Here is a 17,847-nt window from a genome sequence, read left to right as displayed (position 1 = left end):
TCGATGGCAGGTGCAATGACCGTGGACGGGCGCATCGTCCGCATCGACCGGCCCATGCCCTGGGTCGGGCGGCTGCTGTCATTGCCGCTGCTGGCGGCGAGCTTCTATCTGCTGTGGAATGTCGCGCTCGGCCTGCGGCAGGATTTCTCCGGTTTTGGCCGGCTCGCCGATGATCTCATGCCGGTGCTGGTGTTCACGGGACTCGGGCTGCTCGTCGGCATCCCCGGAATCATCCTGCTCACCTTCCGCACCTTCGTCGTGCTGAACGAGACGCTGCGCCAGATCGTCATCACCAGGCAGTTCGGCCCGCTGAATTTTCGCAAGCATCGCGATCTCGCCGATTATCATTTCATCAGCATGACCGACGAGGACGATCCGGAGCTGACGACATACGATGTCAATCTCTGCGGCAACAAAGGGACCGAGCCGATCACGCTGATGAGCTTCACCAAGCGCGAGGAAGCCAGTCGCTTCGCCAGCGAGCTCGGGCGAGTGCTGAACCTTCCCGCGCGCGACTATGTCGGCACCGAGCCCGACGCGGACAATGCGGACGTCACGAACTGATCAGCTCAAAATATCCTTCTGCATCTTGCCGCCGTAGAAATGGAAGAACGGCACCGGCGCATCGTGGCGGAGCGGGCCGGTGGCAAGACGCGCGTCGAGCTCGTTGAGCACATTGCGCGTCATCGGATGCAGATCGGCGAGCGGCTTCGAGCCGAGCTCGACCCAGACCAGCTCGACAAGCTCGGCATCGGCGTGGATCACGCCGTCGACGCGATGGGTGATCGCGGAGGCGTCCGCCGTGAAGAAGCGCGTGTCGAACCGCTTGACGCGGCCGGGCGGGGTGATCGCGCGCGCGATCAGGAACAGGCTGGAGGGATCCGGCAACAGGCCCGCATCCGCGAACGGCTTCCAGGCGCCTTCGAGTTTTGTCTTTACCTCGGCCTTGCGTCCGAGGCAGAGACCCGTTTCCTCGCAGGCCTCGCGGATCGCGGCGATCGCCAGCGATTTTGCGCGCGAGGCCGGCGTCTTCGGGCTGCCCTTGGCGAGATTGGCTTCCAGTTCGGCGGTGATCGGCGCCGCGCATGGTACGCGATAATCGTCCTTGTCGACGCGGCCGCCCGGGAAAACGAATTTTCCGGGCATGAACACCACCTTGTCGTGGCGCTTGCCGACCAGGACTTTTGGAATGGCTCCGCTGCGGTCGACCAGGATCAGTGTCGCGGCATCCCTAGGGCGGAAATAGGGATGATGATCGGCTTCCTTGCCCTCGTGGATCTTTGCCTTGTCGGCTGCCTGCGACGTATCCGTCATGTCCTCACCCAAACCACTACTTGTTTATTTTGCTTACACCGGCGGAATACCATCCGTCGGGTTCTCGTCAAACCCGTGCATGCGCAGAGCCCATTGCAATCCGACCACGGCTCCCTTCACCGGCTGCAGCAGTGCCAGCGAGGCGACGAAGGTGAAGGGCAGATAGGCCGCGAAGCTGATCCAGACCGGCGTCGTATAGTTGGTCTCGATCCACAGAATAGTCGGCACCACGATGTGCCCGACAATGACGATGACGAGATAGGCTGGCAAATCGTCGGCCCGATGCGGCGTGACATCGAGGCCGCAGACGGAGCAGTTATCCGCGGTCTTCAGGAAGGCGCGGAACAGCTTTCCCTCGCCGCAGCGCGGGCAGCGGCCGCGAAAGCCGCGCCTCATCGCAGCAAAGACGTCGCGCTTCTCGACGAGGCCAGTCTCGCGGGTCCAGATCTTCGGCGCCGTGCTCGTCGTCACCATGCCTTGCCCTTCTGGCCCTTGCCCTTGCTTTTTCCCTTGGCCGTTTTCCCCTTGCCGGGCTTCTTCGGCTTGTCCGGCTTGCGCTTCTTGTCAGGACTGCGCCCGGGGTGCGCCTTGAACGAGGGGCGGCGTTGCGGACCGGAGGACCTGCGGCCCCGCGGTGCGGTCTCGCCGGACGAGGACAGCAGCTCGAAGCGCAACGCGCCTGCGATCGGAGCCGCCTCGATCAGGCGGACGTCGACAACATCACCGAGCTGATGCATGGTGCCGCTGCGCGTGCCGACCAGGGCGTGGCGGCCCTCGTCATAGTTGAAATATTCCGTGCCGAGGGATCGGATCGGGATCAGGCCGTCGGCGCCGGTCTCGGCGAGCTTGACGAACAGGCCGGCGCGCGTGACGCCGGAGACGCGGCCCTGGAAGCTCGAACCGATGCGGTCGGCGAGGTGATGGGCGATCAGGCGGTCGACGGTCTCGCGCTCCGCTTTCATCGCGCGCCGCTCGGTCACTGAGATATGAGCTGCGACCTCGCTCAACGTTTCCGGGGTCTCGGTGTCGGGCAGCGCGCCTTCGCCGAGGCCGAGCGCGCGAACCAGCGCACGGTGCACGACAAGGTCGGCGTAGCGGCGGATCGGCGAGGTGAAATGCGCATAGCGGCGCAAATTCAGGCCGAAATGACCGTAATTCTCCGAAGAGTATTCGGCCTGTGCCTGGGCGCGCAGCACGACCTCGCTGACCAGCGGAAAGTGGTCGTGGCCTTCGAGCTGCGCCAGCACGCGGTTGAACAGAGCGGGGCGCAGCGCGCCGCCTTTCGCGAACGGAACGTCCAGCGTCGCCAGGAATTCCGCGAGCGCGTGGACCTTTTCCAGGGTCGGCTCGTCATGCACCCGGTAGATCAGCGGCAGCGACTTCTTCTCGAGCATCTCGGCTGCCGCGACATTGGCGAGGATCATGAACTCCTCGATCAGCTTGTGCGCGTCGAGCCTGTCGGGCACGACGACGCGGTCGACCGTGCCGTCGGGCTTGAGCAGGATCTTGCGCTCGGGCAGATCGAGATTGAGCGGATCGCGCTCGTCGCGCGCGCGCTTGACGCAGGCATAGGCGGCATAAAGCGGCCTCAGGATCGGATCGAGCAGGGGGCCGGTGGTGTCGTCCGGCCTTCCGTCGATCGCGGCCTGCGCCTGCGCATAGTTCAGCTTGGCTGCGGAGCGCATCAGGATGCGGTGGAAGCTGTGCGACCGTTTCCGCCCGTCTGGCGCGATGATCATCCGCACCGCGAGCGCGCCGCGCGGCTCGCCCGGCACCAGCGAGCAGAGATCGTTGGAGATGCGCTCGGGCAGCATCGGCACGACGCGGTCGGGGAAATAGACCGAGTTGCCGCGATCGAGCGCATCGCGGTCGAGCGCGGTGCCCGGTCGCACGTAGAAGCTCACATCGGCGATGGCGACATCGACGATGAAGCCGCCCTTGTTGTTGGGATCGGGATCCGGCTGCGCGTGTACCGCGTCGTCGTGATCCTTGGCATCCGGCGGATCGATGGTGACCAGCGGCACATCGCGCCAGTCCTCGCGCCCCTTCAAATTGGCCGGCTCCGCCGCTTCGGCTTCGCGCTCTGCCGCGGGACGGAATTGTAGCGGGATGTCGTGCGCGTAGATCGCGATCAGGCTGATCGCCTTCTCCGACTTGACCGAGCCGAGCTTCTCCTTGACGCGGCCTGACGCCAGCCCAAAGCCGCGCGAGCGGATGATGTCGACGCTGACGAGATCGCCGTCCTGCGCGCCGTGCGTCTCAGTCGGGGCGATGTTCAGCTCGCGGTCGGCGGACTTCTTGTCGACCGGGATGATCCGTCCGCCGCCTTCGGGCAGGCTGCGGAAGACGCCGAGGATGCGGCTCTTGGTCTTGTCGAAAACCTTGATGATGTGGCCGCGATAGGCCGGGCCTTCGGTCTCGTCGGATCGCTCGACCCGCAGCAGCGCGCGATCGCCAACGCCGGCCGCGGTGCCGGGCTTCGGCCGGCGCGGCATCGTGATGAGGATCTTTGGCGGCTCGCCGCTTTCGACCTCGTCCCATTCAGTGGGGGAGGCGACCAGCTCGCCGTCGGCGTCGCGGCCGGTAATGTCGGCGACCAGTGTCGGCGGGAGGCTGTCCGGCTCTGAAATCGTATGGCGCTTTTTCTTGACGAGCCCGTCGTCGGCGAGCTCGCGCAGCATGCGCTTGAGCTCGATGCGGTCGGCGTTCTTCAGGCCGAACTCGCGTGCAATTTCGCGGGTTCCGACCTTTCCGGGATTTGCCTTGATGAAGGCGACGATGGCTGCCCTGTCGGGAAAGCCACGGTCATTCTTGCGTTTCACTTAGCCTCTATTTGGTGCCGGCACTTTTCTTGGCCGGAGCTTTGGCGCCAGCTGCCTTGGTCGGTGACGTTTTGGCCGTCGACGACACGGCTGCGCGCGCCTTGCTGGTGGATTCGGATTTGGGTTTGGCCGCCTTCTTCGCGGCCGGCTTTTTGGTTTTTGGTGCGGCGTCATCGCCGTCGGCGGCCTTCGCCGCAGCCTTCTTGGCCTTGGCCGGCTTCGCCGCCTTCTTCGGCTTCTTGCCGCCGCCCTTGGCCGCACGCTCGTCGATCAGCGCGATTGCTTGCGGCAGCGTGATGGCGTCTTTCTCGATGTCGCTCGGGATCGTGGCATTGACGCCACCCGCGGTGACATAGGCGCCGTAGCGGCCGCCCTTTACCGTGACGGTGCCGAGGGTGGGATGATCGCCGATCGCCCTGCCGGGATCAGCGCCGAAGCGGCGGCTCGGGCCCTTGGCGATCTTCTCCGCGATCAGCGTCACCGCGCGGTTGATGCCGATATCGAACACCTCATCGCCGGCCTCGAGGCTGGCATAAGTCTTCTCGTGCTTCACGAACGGCCCGAAGCGGCCGAGACCCGCGGTGATCGGCTCACCGGTTTCCGGATGCTTGCCGATCTCGCGCGGCAGCGACAGCAGCTTGAGCGCAAGCTCGAGCTCGACATCTCCAGGGGACATCCCCTTCGGAATGCCTGCGCGCTTCGGCTTCTCGCCCTCCGCATAATCCTTCTGCTCGCCGAGCTGGATGTAGGGGCCGAACCGCCCGGCCTTGACCCAGACATCGCGGCCCGTATCCGGGTCCTGGCCGAGCGAACGATCGGCCGTTGCCTCGCCGTCGGCGGCGAGCTGACGGGTGTAGCGGCATTCCGGATAGTTCGAGCAACCGACGAAGGCGCCGAACTTGCCGGCCTTGAGATTGAGCCGTCCGTTGCCGCAGCTCGGGCATTGCCTGATGTCGCCGCCATCGGTGCGGGGCGGGTAGATGTGCTGTCCCAGCATGTCGTCGAGCACGTCGAGCACCTGGGCGACGCGCAGATCCTTGATCTCGTCGACCGCGCCGATGAAACCGGTCCAGAAATCCTTGAGCACCTGCTGCCAGGAGATCTCGTTGTTGGAGATGCGGTCGAGCTGCTCTTCCAGATTGGCGGTGAAGTCGTATTCGACGTAGCGGGCAAAGAAGCTTTCGAGGAACGCGACTACGACGCGGCCCTTGTCCTCGCCGTGCAGGCGCTTCTTCTCGAGCTTGACGTAGCCGCGGTCCTTCAGCACCTGAAGGATCGAGGCATAGGTCGAGGGCCGGCCGATGCCGAGCTCTTCCATGCGCTTGACCAGCGAGGCCTCGGAGAAGCGCGGCGGCGGCTCGGTGAAGTGCTGGGTGACGGCGAGCGACTGCCGCTTCAGCGCATCGTTGGGGCTCATCGCGGGCAGGCGGCGGGAGTCCTCGTCCTCCTCGTCGTCGCGGCCTTCCTGGTAAAGTGCGAGGAAGCCGTCGAACTTGACGACCTGGCCGGTGGCGCGCAGGTCCAGCGTGCGGCCGCCGACCTTCGCCGTGATGTCGACCGTGGTGCGTTCCAGCTCGGCCGATTCCATCTGGCTCGCGATGGTGCGCTTCCAGATCAGTTCATAGAGTCTCGCCTGATCGGACTCGAGCTTGCGGCTCATGCTGTCGGGACGGCGCGACATGTCGGTCGGCCGGATCGCTTCGTGGGCTTCCTGGGCGTTCTTGGCCTTGGCCTGGTACTGACGCGGCGCGTCCGGCACATAGGCGTTGCCGTAATCCTCGCCGATCACCTTGCGGGCCTGGGTGATCGCGGACGGGTCGATCTGCACGCCGTCGGTACGCATATAAGTAATGAGTCCGGTGGTCTCGCCGCCGATGTCGATGCCTTCATAGAGCCGCTGCGCGATGCGCATGGTGTGCGCCGGCGCAAAGCCGTATTTGCGGCTGGCTTCCTGCTGCAGCGTCGAGGTGGTGAAGGGGGCCTGCGGATTGCGGCGGGCCGGCTTGGCATCGACCGCGGTCACCGCGTAGGCGGCTGCTTCCAGCGCCTTCTTGAAGTCTTCGGCTTCCGCGCCGGTGCCGATGTCGAGGCGCTGGATCTTCTTGCCGTCGGCGCCGACGAGACGGGCCTCGAAGGCGTCGCCGCGCGGCGTCAGCAGGGTCGCGATCAGCGACCAGTATTCGCGCGCAACGAACTTTTCGATCTCGAGCTCGCGGTCGCAGACCAGACGCAGCGCCACCGACTGCACGCGGCCCGCCGAGCGGGCGCCCGGCAGCTTGCGCCACAGCACGGGGGAGAGGGTGAAGCCGACCAGATAGTCCAGCGCGCGGCGCGCCATATAGGCGTCGACCAGCGCACCGTCGATCTGGCGCGGATTCTTCATCGCGTCCGTCACCGCCTGCTTGGTGATGGCGTTGAACACCACGCGCTCGATCTTGTGGTCCTTGATCGCGCGCTTCTCTTTCAGGACCTCCAGCACGTGCCAGGAGATGGCCTCGCCCTCGCGATCAGGGTCGGTAGCGAGAATCAGGCGATCGGCGTTCTTGAGGGACTTGGCAATGTCGTTGAGCCGGCCGGCCGCCTTGGGGTCGACCTCCCAGATCATCTTGAAATTGGCGTCGGGATCGACGGAGCCGTTCTTTGCCGGCAAGTCGCGGACATGGCCAAACGAGGCCAGAACCTCGTAGGACGAGCCCAAATACTTGTTGATCGTCTTGGCTTTCGCCGGCGACTCCACAATGACGATATTCATGTAGTTCCAGTAACTTATGGGGAAATTTGGGGCCGAATTCGATGAGATTCGGGTCGGCCCTTTCGTCCCGAACATGGGTGGTGAGGCCGTCGCTGTCAAATCGAGGGCTGTTGAGAGCCCTCCCGATGGGAAAAGTTTCATATCGAGAAAGTTGCAAAATACCACCTTTGAGTTGCGGTCGATGTCGGCGTAATGTTGCCGCGGGGCATGGATTCGGGTGGGGGCTGGTGACTAAGCCAGGAAAGAAACGGGCGGGCGCCGCATCGCGCGCGGGGGGAGGCTTGCGTCACGAGGAACCGGGGGAGGGCGGCGTCGAGGAGGCGGTCGCCTTCATCGCCGAGCAGGTCGGGGCCCTGCGCAAGCTTGCCGAACGGCACAGGCTCGACGTGCTGCATTATCTCCTGGGAATGACCAAGCTCGAGGCGGACGAGCATCTGCGGCTGCGGAGCAAGCGCAGGCTGTCGTGAAGGGGGCGATGTACTGCTCCAACGACGGTGCGGTTAGCCGTTGCGGCTTGCCATTTTGGCCAATCGCAGGCCGAGATATTCGGCCGTGCCGAGGTCGCTCTCCGGCAACGAGCCGTCAATCAAGTGTGTTGCCAGACCAAGCTGGCTGCCCAAACGATTGCGGCCGCTCGGATCCTCGCCACCGGGAATATCCAGTCCGCACCAGAGCATGCCGTGCTGCGCGTCCAGAATGGAAAAGTAGGACAGTGTGTGGAGTTGATCGCCGCTTGCGCAGGCGCCGGTGGTGAACCCGGCTGCGATCTTGTTGGCCCAGCGCTGCTGGCTCCGTCGATCACTTGAAGCATCGGCAAACGCTTTGAATTGAGCGGCTGGTCCGCCCATATAGGTCGGGCTGCCAAACGCAACTGCGTCGGCGCCATCGATCGTCTCCAGTAAGCTCTCATTCTGAAAGCGGCCTGACACGATGTCGCCGCCGGTGATGCGACACAGCGTGACCTGCGCTCTGCCATCTGCTCCGCGCGCAACCGCATGCGCCAGCTTCTCGGTGGTGCCCGAGATGGAAAAATAGGCGATGGCGAGCAGGGGCATGGTGGTGCCAGTTTGGTGGGACCTCGCCATCTTTGACGCTGTCGATGTCTTGTACAAGTCCCGCCATCCCGTCATTGCGAGCGCAGCGAAGCAATCCAGGGTCTCCCCGCGGTCAGATTCTGGATTGCTTCGCTTCGCTCGCAATGACGGTTGGGGTGGCGGTGCGTCCTTATCCCGCCGACCGCCGCCGCGGCGCCAGCCGCGGCTTCAGCGTCGTGTCCGCGGGGGCGAGCAGTCGCCCGTCCTCCGCGTGCAGTTCGAGCTTCTTCACCGGTCGGCCTTTCTCGCGATCGACCAGGATGGTCGCGATCTCCGACGGGCGATCGTCGAATTCCTCGCTCCATTGGCGCAGCGCTACCAACACCGGAAAGACGCCGCGGCCCTTCGGCGTCAGCACATATTCCTCGTAAGGGCTGCCGTCGGAGGCGGGGGCCATCGTCAGGATGCCGTGATCGACCAGCGCGCGCAGCCGCGTCGACAAGATGTTCTTGGCCATGCCGAGCTTGCTCTGAAATTCGCCGAAGCGGCGCAGGCCGAACAGCGCTTCGCGGATGATCAGCAGCGACCACCGGTCGCCGATCGCCTCCAGCGATCGCGCGATCGGGCAGGCGTCCCCCTCGAAGCTCGTCCGTTTCACCATGATCTGGCCCTTTCGCGATCGCACGGTCCTGTCACCGTTCACGCGCTCCTTGGTTGCATCTTAAAACCAGATGGCCTAGATGGCAATTATAGTTTTATGATGAAACCACTGGAGGCGAACGTGAGACTGAAGAACAAGACGGCCCTGATCACCGGCGGCAATAGCGGCATTGGACTGGCAACGGCAAAGCTGTTCGTGGCCGAGGGCGCCAAGGTGGTGATCACCGGGCGCAACAAGGAGACGCTCGAGGCGGCCGCGAAGGAGCTCGGGCCGAACGCGCTCGCGCTCGCCGCCGACGCCACCGACATTGCCGCGACCGAATCTGCGATCAAGAAGGGCGCCGAAAAGTTCGGCAAGTTCGACATCCTGTTCGCCAATGCCGGCATCGCCGGCGGTACGCCGCTGGGGTCGGCCACGCTGGAGGTCTTCGAGAAGGTCATCAGCACCAATCTGACCGGCGTGTTCTTCACCGTTCAGTCCGCGCTGCCTTATCTCAACGACAATGCTTCCATCGTCCTCAACGGCTCGGTGATCTCCGTGCTCGGCATTCCCGGCTATTCGGCCTATGGCGCCGCCAAGGCCGGCGTGCGGGCGATGGCGCGGATCATGGCCTCGGAGCTCTCGCCGCGCGGCATTCGCGTCAACGTGGTCGCGCCCGGTGCGATCCGCACGCCGATCTGGGGACCCGCGACCGCGACGCCCGAAGCCGAGAAGGCGTTCGAGAAGCGGATCGCGCTGACGACGCCGCTGGGGCGCATTGGTGAAACAGATCACGTCGCCAAGACTGTGCTGTTCCTCGCCTCCGACGATTCCGCGCATGTGCAGGGCCAGGAAATCTTCGTCGACGGCGGCGCGGTTGCCTCTCCGAGCGGCGCGCCGATCTATCGCGGCTGATCAATCTTGGTGCAAATCGGTCGGCGCAGCGGCGAGCGGTTGCGCCGGCCGGTTCCCACGTCTCGCGCGTTGTACTTTTCTGAAACCTTTGCGTGAGGCGTTGAACCTTCGCTTGGTCTGCCAAGACCCTTTTACGGGCAGGGGTCACGAAGACTCATTTCAAGGGAGCCCGAAATGCCAAAGGCAGCTCGTATTATTTCCCCTATTTCAGCACCGCGTATTTACACCGAAAACACCGCCGTTCCCGCCAAGCGTTCCGACACCTCCGAGTTCATCGGGGTGGCTCTTTTTGCCGGCATCGGCCTGTTCGTTTCGCTCGTCGCCGTCATCCTCGGCATTCAGGGCGCCTGGTTTTAGCTTCGTCGACCGTGCACCGTTCGATCAGCCGCCGCAGGCGATGTTGCGGCGGCTGATGATGTGCGCGTTGCCTCAGGCCGCGTGAAGGGTGGTCGCCGCCTCAAGCGCGCTTGCGAGCGACTTCTCGCGATGCTCGGGCCCGACCTGGATTCCATCGGCGCTGATGAATTCGGGGTGATGGATGCCCATGAAACCGAACACCCCACGTAGATAGCTTTCGAGGTGCTCCAGCGACGCGGCAGGCGAGCCCGCGCCGTAATAGCCCCCGCGCGAGATCGCGAAGATCACGCGCTTGCCGCCGGCAAGGCCCTTCGGGCCGTTCGCGCCGTAGCTGAACGTCTTCCCCGCCACCAGAATACGGTCGATCCACGCCTTGAGCTGGCTGGGAATGGTGAAATTGTACATGGGCGCGCCGATCACGACGATGTCGGCGGCAAGGAATTCGTCCAGCGCGGCCTTGCTGGCGGCGAGATCGGGGCCGAGCTCCGCCGGCGCAGGCGCGCCTTGCGCGGCTGCGAGGTGCGAGCCGGAGAGATGGGCGAGCGGGCTCTGCGTCAGGTCGCGATAGACGATGTCGAGCGATGGCGTCGCCTGCCGCAGACGTTCGACAATGGCGGCGGAGACCTGCCGGGAAACGGAGTGGGGGCCGAGCACGCTGGAGTCGAGATGGAGGAGTTTCATTCGGGATCACCCTGGTATAAGTTTGTAACCAGAGCTACATGAGTGACTATCGAAATCCCCGCAAGAACGCACCTTTTTGAGCCATGGGCACATCCTTGAAACCTGCGCACATCGATTTGCCTGCCACGCCGATGCCGGATCGCGACCACGCGGACTGCCGTGGTGTCGCCTCGATCCTCGCGCGCGTCGGTGACAAATGGAGCGTGTTCGTCATCATGATGCTGAGTGACGGGCCGAAACGCTTCAACGAGCTCAAGCGCATGATCAACGGCATTTCGCAGCGGATGCTGACCTTGACGCTGCGCGGGCTCGAGCGCGACGGCCTGGTCACGCGCACGATCTTCCCGACCATTCCGCCGCGTGTGGACTACGAGCTGACCGAACTCGGCCGCGGACTGCAACAGCCGGTGAAGGCACTCGGCGAGTGGGCGATCACGCATCAGCAGCAGATCGCCTCGGCGCGCACGCGCTTCGACGAGCGGAACACTCCTTAAAGCAGCGAGACCAAGCCACCGCCGTGGCGTTCGAGCCGGCCGGCGAGTTCGAGCTCGAGCAGCACGGTGCGCACGATGGCAGGCGAGGCGCCGGACATCCGCACGAGATCGTCAATCGTGACAGGGGCGGGGCCGAGCAGGCCGGTGATCTGATCGCGGTCGTGTCCTTGCGGGTCGCTTTCGAACGGCTCGCTGTCGGGCTCGCGCGCGGTGCGCATCAGCGGCCGCTCCATGATCGGTGCGACAGCGTTGACGACATCGGCGGCTTCGGTGACGAGCGTCGCGCCCTGCTTGATCAGATCGTTGGTGCCGGCGGCGCGCGGATCGAGCGGCGAGCCCGGCACCGCGAACACTTCGCGACCCTGTTCGGCGGCCATGCGCGCGGTGATCAGCGATCCCGAGCGATGCGCCGCCTCCACCACGACGACGCCGAGCGCGGCGCCCGAGATCAGCCGGTTGCGGCGCGGGAAGTCGCGGGCGCGCGGCTCGTGGCCGAGCGGCATCTCGGAGATCGCGGCACCCTTGCGGTCGAGGATCGAGGCCAGCAGATCGCCATGCTCCGGCGGATAGATGCAGTCATGGCCGCGGGCGAGCACCGCGATGGTGCCGCTCTCAACGCTGGCGCGGTGTGCGGCCTGATCGACGCCGCGGGCGAGGCCGGAGATGACGACAAAGCCGGCTTCGCCAAGCTCGCGGGCGAGCTGACCGGCGAATTTCAAACCTGCACCGGAGGCGTTGCGCGAGCCGACGATCGCGATCATCGGCCGCATCTGCGTTGCATTGTCGCCGCGCACGGCGAGCAGCGGCGGCGCATCGTCGAGCGTTGCCAGCCGCGCCGGATAACCGTCCTCGCCGGGCGCGAGCCAGGCAATTCCGAACTTGCGGCTCGCGGCGAGCTCGGCTTTCGCCTCGTCGGCGCTGCAGATGCGCGCCGATCGCTGCGCGCCGCCGCGGCGTGCGAGATCCGGCAGCCGCTCCAGCGCCGCGCACGCCGAGCCGAAATGCTCGACCAGCGACCGGAACGTGCGCGGCCCGACATTGTCGGACCGGATCAGCCGCAGGCGGTCGATCCTGTCGGCTTCGGTCAGCTCTACGCTTCGGTTGATGGCGTCCACGGCGGCTCCTTGCAGGCACAGCATGGAACAACCTGAGGGCGTGGGCAAGCGTGAGCTTGCGCGGCTTCGTCGCGATGCTAAAAGCGGTCCCAATAAGAAGGGTATTGCCATGATCTCACTCGCCGACCTCCAGCGCCGCATCGAAGCGGGCGAGCTTTCGCCCGAGGCCGCCATCGCGCAATCGCATGCAGCCATCGAGGCGCGGGAGAAGGAGGTCCACGCCTTCGTCCGTTACGACAGCTCGGCGAAGGCGCAAGGCACCGGGCCGCTGCGCGGCATCGCGGTCGGGATCAAGGACATCATCGACACCGCCGATTTTCCGACCGAGATGGGATCGTCGATCTATCGCGGCTGGCAGCCGCGCGCGGACGCGCCTGTCGTGATGATGCTGAAGCGGGCGGGCGCCACCATCATCGGCAAGACCACGACCACGGCGTTCGCCTCGCGCGATCCGACCCCGACGCTCAATCCGCACAATCTCGGGCATACGCCGGGCGGCTCGTCCTCGGGCTCGGCCGCGGCCGTCGGTGCCGGCATGATCCCGCTGGCGCTGGGTACCCAGACCGGCGGCTCGGTGATCCGGCCCGCCGCCTATTGCGGCACCGCCGCGATCAAGCCGTCGTTCCGCATGCTGCCGACGGTCGGCGTCAAATGCTATTCGTGGGCGCTCGACACCGTCGGTCTGTTCGGCGCCCGCGCGGAAGATCTCGCGCGCGGACTGCTCGCGATGACCGGCCGCACCGAATTCGCCGGCATCGTCCCGGCGAAGGCGCCGCGCATCGGCGTTATCAGGCAGGAGTTCGCCGGTGCGGTGGAGCCGGCCGCCGAGGAGGGGCTGCAAGCCGCGATCAAGGCGGCGACGCGGGCCGGCGCCAGCGTGCAGACCATCGATCTGCCGGAAGCGGTGCAGGAGGCCTGGCGCATCCATCCGATCATTCAGGACTTCGAGGCGCATCGCGCGCTCGCCTGGGAATTTTCCGAACGACACGACGAGATCGCGCCGATGCTGCGCGCCAGTCTCGATGCGACGGTCGGTCTCACACCCAAGGACTACGACGACGCACGCCGGATCAGCCGCCGCGGGCGCCGCGAGCTCGGCGAATTGTTCGAGGGGTTCGACGTGCTCCTGACCTATTCGGCGCCGGGCACGCCGCCGGCTAAGGAGCTCGCGAGCACCGGCGACCCCCGCTACAACAGGCTCTGGACGCTGATGGGTAACCCTTGCGTCAACGTGCCGGTGCTCAAGGTCAATGGCCTGCCGATCGGCGTGCAGGTGATCGCGCGCTTCGGCAACGACGCGCATGCGCTGGCGACGGCGTGGTTCCTGGAGCAGGCGCTGGCGAAATCAGGCTAGCGCAGGTTCGAGAGCGACGATGCGCTGGCCGGATGCGGCCGGCGCTGCGCAGTGATCTGGACCTTGCTTGAGCCAGCGCCCGGCGGCTTCGCGGCCGCTGCGGTGCAGCGCGCGAATGAAGCCGCGGCCGAGATCGGTGGACGAGCGCTGCGCCAGGCCGTCGACGAAATCTTCTGCGGCGATCCTGGACAGCCGCAACGCCGATGCGGCCTGCGATTGCGCCCATTCCATCGCCGCGATCTCGGCATTGAGGGCGGCGTTGGCCGCGATCTGATCCAGCCTGCGGTCGATCGCGGCGAGTGTGATCGGCACGTAGCTGTCGCGCGCCGGCGTGACCTGGACCAGCAGGATTTCGGCGCTCGTCGTGTCCTGCACGAGCCGCAGCAGGGGCGGATTGCCGCCGAGGCCGCCATCCCAATAAGCCTCGCCGTCGATCTCGACCGCGCAATGAACCAGCGGTGGACAGGTCGAGGCCAGCGCGACGTCGGCGGTGATCACGTCGTTGCGGAAGATCTGCTGCTGCCCGTCACGGATCCGGGTGGCTGCGATCAGAAGCTTCGGGCAGCGCGGGTCGCGCAAGGCGGAAAAATTGATGTCGCGCGACAGTGCCTGCCGCAGCGGATCGAGATCGAACGGATCGAACTGGCCGGAGCGCAGCGTCGGACCGAACGCGACCGAGCTTCCCGCCGGCGAGAAGCCGCCGATCAGCATCAGCGATCGGAACGAGGCTTCGTGCATCAGCCGGATCCAGAACCGATTCAGCCGCGCGCGGGCGCCTTCACGGCCGCCCTCGGCGAAGCCGGAAGCGAGCAGCAGCGCGTTGATGGCGCCGGCGCTGGCGCCGCTGATGGTGTCGATCGCGATGGATGGCTCTTCCAGCAGCCGCTCCAGCACGCCCCAGGTGAACGCAGCGAAGGTGCCGCCGCCCTGGAGGGCCAGCGACAATTTTCGCGGCGGCCATTGCCGCGGCGTTCGATCGTGTGTGACGGTCGCTGCGACAGCCACGATTTCGATCGGTGTCCGCGCTTCCACGATCGGATCGGGCTCGCGCTGTGGGACGGAAGCAGGCGCTGGAGCGACAAGCGGCGAGGGCGCACTAGACCAGATGTCCGTCGTCGAGAGCAGCCGGCTTGCCGCGGTGCAGGCAGCACCTCGCAAATCGCCATCGTCTTGCGCGCTGAGAATCTTCTCGCTCATTCTGAGCAACCGCGTAGAGCTATGCCCATGATCAGGGCCAAGCCAGGAACCCGTTCGTCCATACAGCCGTGATTCGGCTGCAAGTTGCGAACACCATTTGAGATATAATGCAGAAGGGGTGCCGCGGTATCCGTGGATTCCCGGCTTATGCCTTCTCGCCGATCCGGCTTTCCTTGCCCGATTGCAGCCGCTTGATGTTCTCGCGATGGGCGTAGAACAAGAGCAGCGTCAGCACCGCGGCCATCGCCGCAAGTGCGAGATGGCCGAACCACCACAGGAACAGCGGCGTGATGAAGGACGCCACCAGCGCCGAGAGCGAGGAAAAGCGGGTGGTGAAGGCGGTCGCGAGCCATAAAAGGCAAAACACCAGCGCGGCCGGCCAGAACAGCCCGAGCAGAATGCCGATATAGACCGCGACGCCCTTGCCGCCGCGGAACTTGAGCCAGACCGGGAAGAGATGACCGAGGAAAGCGCCGAGTCCGGCCAGCATCGCGGCGTTGGGACCGGCGATGTAGCCGGCGATCACCACCGCCACGGTGCCCTTGAGCGCGTCGAGCAGCAGGGTCGCCGCGGCCAGACTCTTCCGTCCGGTGCGCAGCACATTGGTGGCGCCGATACTGCCCGAGCCGATCGAGCGAATATCCTGCGTGCCGGCGAGCCTGGTCAGGATCAGTCCGAACGGAATCGAGCCGAGCAGGTAGCCGATGACGAAAGCGACCGGCAGAAACAATTCAAGCGCCATGTCTGCAAATTCCCTGGCTGCAGCTCCGCACGTCAGACATGCTCGTACACTGTCCGCCCGCCGACAATGGTGCGCACCACGCGGCCTGTAAAGCGGGCCTCGTCGAACGGGGTGTTCTTGCAGGGCGATTTGAGGTCGGCGGGATCGACCACCCAGGGCACATCGGGGTCGATCACGATGACGTCGGCGGGGCTGCCCGTGCGCAGGGTTCCGCCAGGCAATCCCAAAATCTCGGCCGGCCGGGTCGACATCGCCCGGATCAGCGTCTTGAGGTCCAATTCGTCATTGTGCACGAGGCGCAGGCCAGCCGGGAGCATGGTCTCCAGCCCGATGGCGCCGGGGGCTGCTTCTGCGAAAGGCAGGCGCTTGACCTCGACGTCCTGCGGGTTGTGGTCGGACATGATGACGTCGACGAGGCCGGAGGCGACGGCGGCGACCAGCGCGCGGCGGTCGTCCTCGGTGCGCAGCGGCGGCGACAGCTTCAGGAACGAACGGTAAGGGCCGATGTCGTTCTCGTTCAGCGCAAGGTGGTTGATCGAGGCTGAGGCCGTCACGGCGAGGCCGGCGTCGCGGGCGCGCTTGAGCACGTCGAGCGACTCGATGCAGGTCAGCGACGCCGCGTGATAGCGGCCGCCGGTGAGCGCGACCAGGCGCATGTCGCGCTCCAGCATCACGGCCTCCGCCGCGTTCGGGATGCCCATCAGGCCCAGCCGCGAGGCGAACTCGCCCTCGTTCATCACGCCTTCGCCGACGAGATCGCGATCCTCGGTGTAGTGCACGATCAGCGCGTCGAAATCGCGCGCGTAGGTCAACGCGCGGCGCATCACCTGCGCGTTGCTCACGCTCTTGTCGCAGTCGCTGAAGGCGATCGCGCCGGCCGCCTTGAGGAGGCCGAACTCGGTCATCTCCTCGCCGTGCATTCCCTTGGTCAGCGCCGCCATCGGCTGGATGTTGACGATCGCGGTGTCACGGGCGCGACGCATCACGAAGTCGACGGTCGCCGAGTTGTCGATCACCGGCAGGGTATCGGGCTGGCAAATGATGGTGGTGATGCCGCCGGTCGCAGCCGCCTGGCTCGCGGACGCAAAGGTCTCGCGATGGCTGAAGCCGGGCTCGCCGACGAAGGCGCGCATGTCGATCAGGCCGGGTGCGACGATCTTGCCGGCGCAGTTGACGACGTCGGTGCCCTCGGGGACGCCGGCAGCGCCAATGCCGCGGCGGGTCTCCCGGATGATGCCGTCGGCAATCAGGACATCGCCGGGGCCATCGAAATCCCTGCTGGGGTCGACGACGCGGGCATTGGCAAGCAGGATGGGTCGGCGGTCGGTCAACATGAGCATCACGCGTTCGGCAGGTTGCGGGCGAGCGCTTCCAGCACCGCCATGCGCACGGCCACGCCCATCTCCACCTGTTCGCGAATCAGGGACTGCGCGCCGTCCGCGACCGCGGTGTCGATCTCGACGCCGCGGTTCATGGGGCCGGGATGCATGACGAGGGCGTCTGGCTTGGCGTAGGCGAGCTTCTTCTGGTCTAGCCCGAAATAGTGGAAATACTCGGAAGTCGACGGCACGAAGGAGCCGTTCATGCGCTCGCGCTGGAGCCGCAACATCATGACGATGTCGGCGCCGTTGAGTCCCTCGCGCATGTCGCGCGCGACCTCGACGCCCATCCGCTCGATGCCGGGCGGCAGCAGCGTGGAGGGGCCGACGACGCGGACGCGGGCGCCCATCGCGTTGAGCAGGATGATGTTGGAGCGGGCCACGCGCGAATGCAGCACGTCGCCGCAGATCGCGACGACTAGGCCCTCAAGCCGGCCCTTGTTGCGGCGGATGGTCAGCGCGTCGAGCAGGGCTTGTGTCGGATGCTCATGCGCGCCGTCGCCGGCATTGATCACGGAACCGTCGACCTTGCGGGCCAGCAGTTCCACCGCGCCGGAGGCGTGATGGCGCACCACCAGGATATCCGGATGCATGGCGTTGAGCGTCATGGCGGTGTCGACCAGCGTCTCGCCCTTTTTGATGGACGAGGAGGACACCGACATGTTCATGACGTCGGCGCCCAGCCGTTTGCCGGCGAGCTCGAACGAGGATTGGGTCCGGGTGGAAGCCTCGAAGAAGAGGTTCACCTGCGTCCGTCCACGCAGGACGGTGCGCTTCTTGTCAACCTGGCGGTTGAGCTCGACATATTCTTCGGACAGGTCGAGGAGGCCGGTAATGTCGGCCGCGGAAAGGCCCTCGATGCCCAGCAAATGCCGGTGGCCGAGGACGAAGGTCGATTTCGATGTCATTAAAGCGAGAGCTATAGGCGGGGATGGCCGGGGGGGCAAGGGCCAAAGCCCGGGCGGGGAGTTATCCCCCGGTAGTGCTCCTTCCTCCGTCATGCCCGGGCTTGTCCCGGGCATCCACGTTCTTGCACGCTCGGCGCAAAAAG

Annotated in this window: 18 protein-coding genes; 6 read left to right on the top strand and 12 right to left on the bottom strand. The window is 65.7% G+C overall.

Annotation, left to right across the window (positions count from 1 at the left end):
• Positions 1-3 precede the first annotated feature (3 nt).
• Positions 4-564: a hypothetical protein gene (locus AC0L23_RS29255; RefSeq protein WP_085395629.1), complete on the top strand. Its 561-nt coding sequence runs from the start codon at positions 4-6 to the stop codon at positions 562-564.
• On the opposite strand, the gene AC0L23_RS29250 is transcribed toward AC0L23_RS29255, so the two are convergent.
• From AC0L23_RS29250 to topA, 4 genes are read right to left on the bottom strand one after another with little or no spacing between them, the layout of a single operon-like run.
• Positions 565-1,314: an NUDIX hydrolase gene (locus tag AC0L23_RS29250; RefSeq protein WP_085351448.1), complete on the bottom strand. Its 750-nt coding sequence runs from the start codon at positions 1,312-1,314 to the stop codon at positions 565-567. It abuts the gene before it with no gap.
• Positions 1,315-1,347: 33 nt separating this feature from the next.
• A complete protein-coding gene (locus AC0L23_RS29245; RefSeq protein WP_085351394.1) occupies positions 1,348-1,788 on the bottom strand; it encodes a DUF983 domain-containing protein in 441 nt (146 codons plus the stop codon).
• The gene (gene rnr, locus AC0L23_RS29240; protein ID WP_085351395.1) at positions 1,782-4,136 is read right to left on the bottom strand and encodes a ribonuclease R; all 2,355 of its coding nucleotides are present in this window, start codon (positions 4,134-4,136) and stop codon (positions 1,782-1,784) included. The genes AC0L23_RS29245 and rnr overlap by 7 nt, the downstream gene beginning before the upstream one ends.
• A 7-nt stretch (positions 4,137-4,143) precedes the next feature.
• Positions 4,144-6,888, bottom strand: coding sequence for a type I DNA topoisomerase (topA, locus tag AC0L23_RS29235; RefSeq protein WP_085383371.1), 2,745 nt, complete (start codon positions 6,886-6,888; stop codon positions 4,144-4,146).
• A 281-nt stretch (positions 6,889-7,169) separates the two neighbouring features.
• On the opposite strand from topA, the gene AC0L23_RS29230 reads away from it, so the two are divergent.
• Positions 7,170-7,355: a hypothetical protein gene (locus AC0L23_RS29230; protein WP_018458332.1), complete on the top strand. Its 186-nt coding sequence runs from the start codon at positions 7,170-7,172 to the stop codon at positions 7,353-7,355.
• 33 nt (positions 7,356-7,388) lie between these two features.
• On the opposite strand, the gene AC0L23_RS29225 is transcribed toward AC0L23_RS29230, so the two are convergent.
• Both AC0L23_RS29225 and AC0L23_RS29220 read right to left on the bottom strand, forming a co-directional pair.
• Positions 7,389-7,973 (bottom strand): flavodoxin family protein, encoded by a 585-nt coding sequence (locus AC0L23_RS29225; RefSeq protein ID WP_240544155.1) that lies wholly within the window; start codon positions 7,971-7,973, stop codon positions 7,389-7,391.
• 139 nt (positions 7,974-8,112) lie between these two features.
• Positions 8,113-8,583, bottom strand: a complete 471-nt coding sequence (locus tag AC0L23_RS29220) for a winged helix-turn-helix transcriptional regulator (protein ID WP_085351399.1) — start codon at positions 8,581-8,583, stop codon at positions 8,113-8,115.
• A gap of 120 nt (positions 8,584-8,703) precedes the next feature.
• Here AC0L23_RS29220 and AC0L23_RS29215 point away from each other — a divergent pair, with 120 nt between their 5' ends.
• Together AC0L23_RS29215 and AC0L23_RS29210 are read left to right on the top strand one after the other, a co-directional pair.
• On the top strand, positions 8,704-9,477 hold the full coding sequence (locus tag AC0L23_RS29215; protein WP_166517487.1) for an SDR family oxidoreductase: 774 nt from the start codon (positions 8,704-8,706) through the stop codon (positions 9,475-9,477).
• Positions 9,478-9,651: 174 nt separating this feature from the next.
• A complete protein-coding gene (locus AC0L23_RS29210; protein WP_085357424.1) occupies positions 9,652-9,834 on the top strand; it encodes a hypothetical protein in 183 nt (60 codons plus the stop codon).
• Positions 9,835-9,906: 72 nt separating this feature from the next.
• On the opposite strand, the gene AC0L23_RS29205 is transcribed toward AC0L23_RS29210, so the two are convergent.
• Entirely contained in the window at positions 9,907-10,515 is a 609-nt protein-coding gene (locus tag AC0L23_RS29205) for an FMN-dependent NADH-azoreductase (RefSeq protein ID WP_473357621.1), read from the bottom strand.
• 83 nt (positions 10,516-10,598) lie between these two features.
• Between AC0L23_RS29205 and AC0L23_RS29200 the strand changes: the two genes are divergently transcribed.
• Positions 10,599-11,009: a winged helix-turn-helix transcriptional regulator gene (locus tag AC0L23_RS29200; RefSeq protein ID WP_085357426.1), complete on the top strand. Its 411-nt coding sequence runs from the start codon at positions 10,599-10,601 to the stop codon at positions 11,007-11,009.
• On the opposite strand, the gene dprA is transcribed toward AC0L23_RS29200, so the two are convergent.
• A complete protein-coding gene (gene dprA / locus AC0L23_RS29195; protein ID WP_473357620.1) occupies positions 11,006-12,148 on the bottom strand; it encodes a DNA-processing protein DprA in 1,143 nt (380 codons plus the stop codon). The two genes, AC0L23_RS29200 and dprA, sit on opposite strands and share 4 nt — an antisense overlap.
• An 85-nt stretch (positions 12,149-12,233) precedes the next feature.
• Here dprA and AC0L23_RS29190 point away from each other — a divergent pair, with 85 nt between their 5' ends.
• Entirely contained in the window at positions 12,234-13,478 is a 1,245-nt protein-coding gene (locus AC0L23_RS29190; RefSeq protein ID WP_085357428.1) for an amidase, read from the top strand.
• On the opposite strand, the gene AC0L23_RS29185 is transcribed toward AC0L23_RS29190, so the two are convergent.
• The 4 genes from AC0L23_RS29185 to AC0L23_RS29170 form a co-directional block, all read right to left on the bottom strand.
• Entirely contained in the window at positions 13,470-14,675 is a 1,206-nt protein-coding gene (locus AC0L23_RS29185; RefSeq protein ID WP_162496458.1) for a patatin-like phospholipase family protein, read from the bottom strand. The genes AC0L23_RS29190 and AC0L23_RS29185 overlap by 9 nt on opposite strands.
• 145 nt (positions 14,676-14,820) lie before the next feature.
• Positions 14,821-15,417, bottom strand: a complete 597-nt coding sequence (plsY, locus tag AC0L23_RS29180; protein WP_085357430.1) for a glycerol-3-phosphate 1-O-acyltransferase PlsY — start codon at positions 15,415-15,417, stop codon at positions 14,821-14,823.
• Positions 15,418-15,449: 32 nt separating this feature from the next.
• Positions 15,450-16,757, bottom strand: a complete 1,308-nt coding sequence (locus AC0L23_RS29175) for a dihydroorotase (protein ID WP_018458321.1) — start codon at positions 16,755-16,757, stop codon at positions 15,450-15,452.
• Positions 16,757-17,704 carry an aspartate carbamoyltransferase catalytic subunit gene (locus AC0L23_RS29170; RefSeq protein WP_007603315.1) on the bottom strand — a complete coding sequence of 316 codons (948 nt, stop codon included), beginning with the start codon at positions 17,702-17,704 and terminating at the stop codon, positions 16,757-16,759. Before AC0L23_RS29170 ends, AC0L23_RS29175 begins: the two co-directional genes overlap by 1 nt.
• Positions 17,705-17,847: the final 143 nt, after the last annotated feature.

This window comes from Bradyrhizobium sp. MI1.4, assembly GCF_055811315.1.
This window is presented reverse-complemented; position numbering and strand designations above follow the sequence as displayed.

Coding starts and splice junctions, on each gene's coding strand:
- AC0L23_RS29225 (WP_240544155.1), bottom strand. CDS start 7,973: ATGGCGAGGTCCCACCAAACTGGCACCACCATGCCCCTGCTCGCCATC.
- AC0L23_RS29220 (WP_085351399.1), bottom strand. CDS start 8,583: ATGGTGAAACGGACGAGCTTCGAGGGGGACGCCTGCCCGATCGCGCGA.
- AC0L23_RS29175 (WP_018458321.1), bottom strand. CDS start 16,757: ATGCTCATGTTGACCGACCGCCGACCCATCCTGCTTGCCAATGCCCGC.
- AC0L23_RS29205 (WP_473357621.1), bottom strand. CDS start 10,515: ATGAAACTCCTCCATCTCGACTCCAGCGTGCTCGGCCCCCACTCCGTT.
- AC0L23_RS29185 (WP_162496458.1), bottom strand. CDS start 14,675: ATGAGCGAGAAGATTCTCAGCGCGCAAGACGATGGCGATTTGCGAGGT.
- AC0L23_RS29245 (WP_085351394.1), bottom strand. CDS start 1,788: ATGGTGACGACGAGCACGGCGCCGAAGATCTGGACCCGCGAGACTGGC.
- AC0L23_RS29170 (WP_007603315.1), bottom strand. CDS start 17,704: ATGACATCGAAATCGACCTTCGTCCTCGGCCACCGGCATTTGCTGGGC.
- AC0L23_RS29200 (WP_085357426.1), top strand. CDS start 10,599: ATGGGCACATCCTTGAAACCTGCGCACATCGATTTGCCTGCCACGCCG.
- AC0L23_RS29210 (WP_085357424.1), top strand. CDS start 9,652: ATGCCAAAGGCAGCTCGTATTATTTCCCCTATTTCAGCACCGCGTATT.
- dprA (WP_473357620.1), bottom strand. CDS start 12,148: ATGCTGTGCCTGCAAGGAGCCGCCGTGGACGCCATCAACCGAAGCGTA.
- plsY (WP_085357430.1), bottom strand. CDS start 15,417: ATGGCGCTTGAATTGTTTCTGCCGGTCGCTTTCGTCATCGGCTACCTG.
- AC0L23_RS29250 (WP_085351448.1), bottom strand. CDS start 1,314: ATGACGGATACGTCGCAGGCAGCCGACAAGGCAAAGATCCACGAGGGC.
- AC0L23_RS29190 (WP_085357428.1), top strand. CDS start 12,234: ATGATCTCACTCGCCGACCTCCAGCGCCGCATCGAAGCGGGCGAGCTT.
- AC0L23_RS29255 (WP_085395629.1), top strand. CDS start 4: ATGGCAGGTGCAATGACCGTGGACGGGCGCATCGTCCGCATCGACCGG.
- topA (WP_085383371.1), bottom strand. CDS start 6,888: ATGAATATCGTCATTGTGGAGTCGCCGGCGAAAGCCAAGACGATCAAC.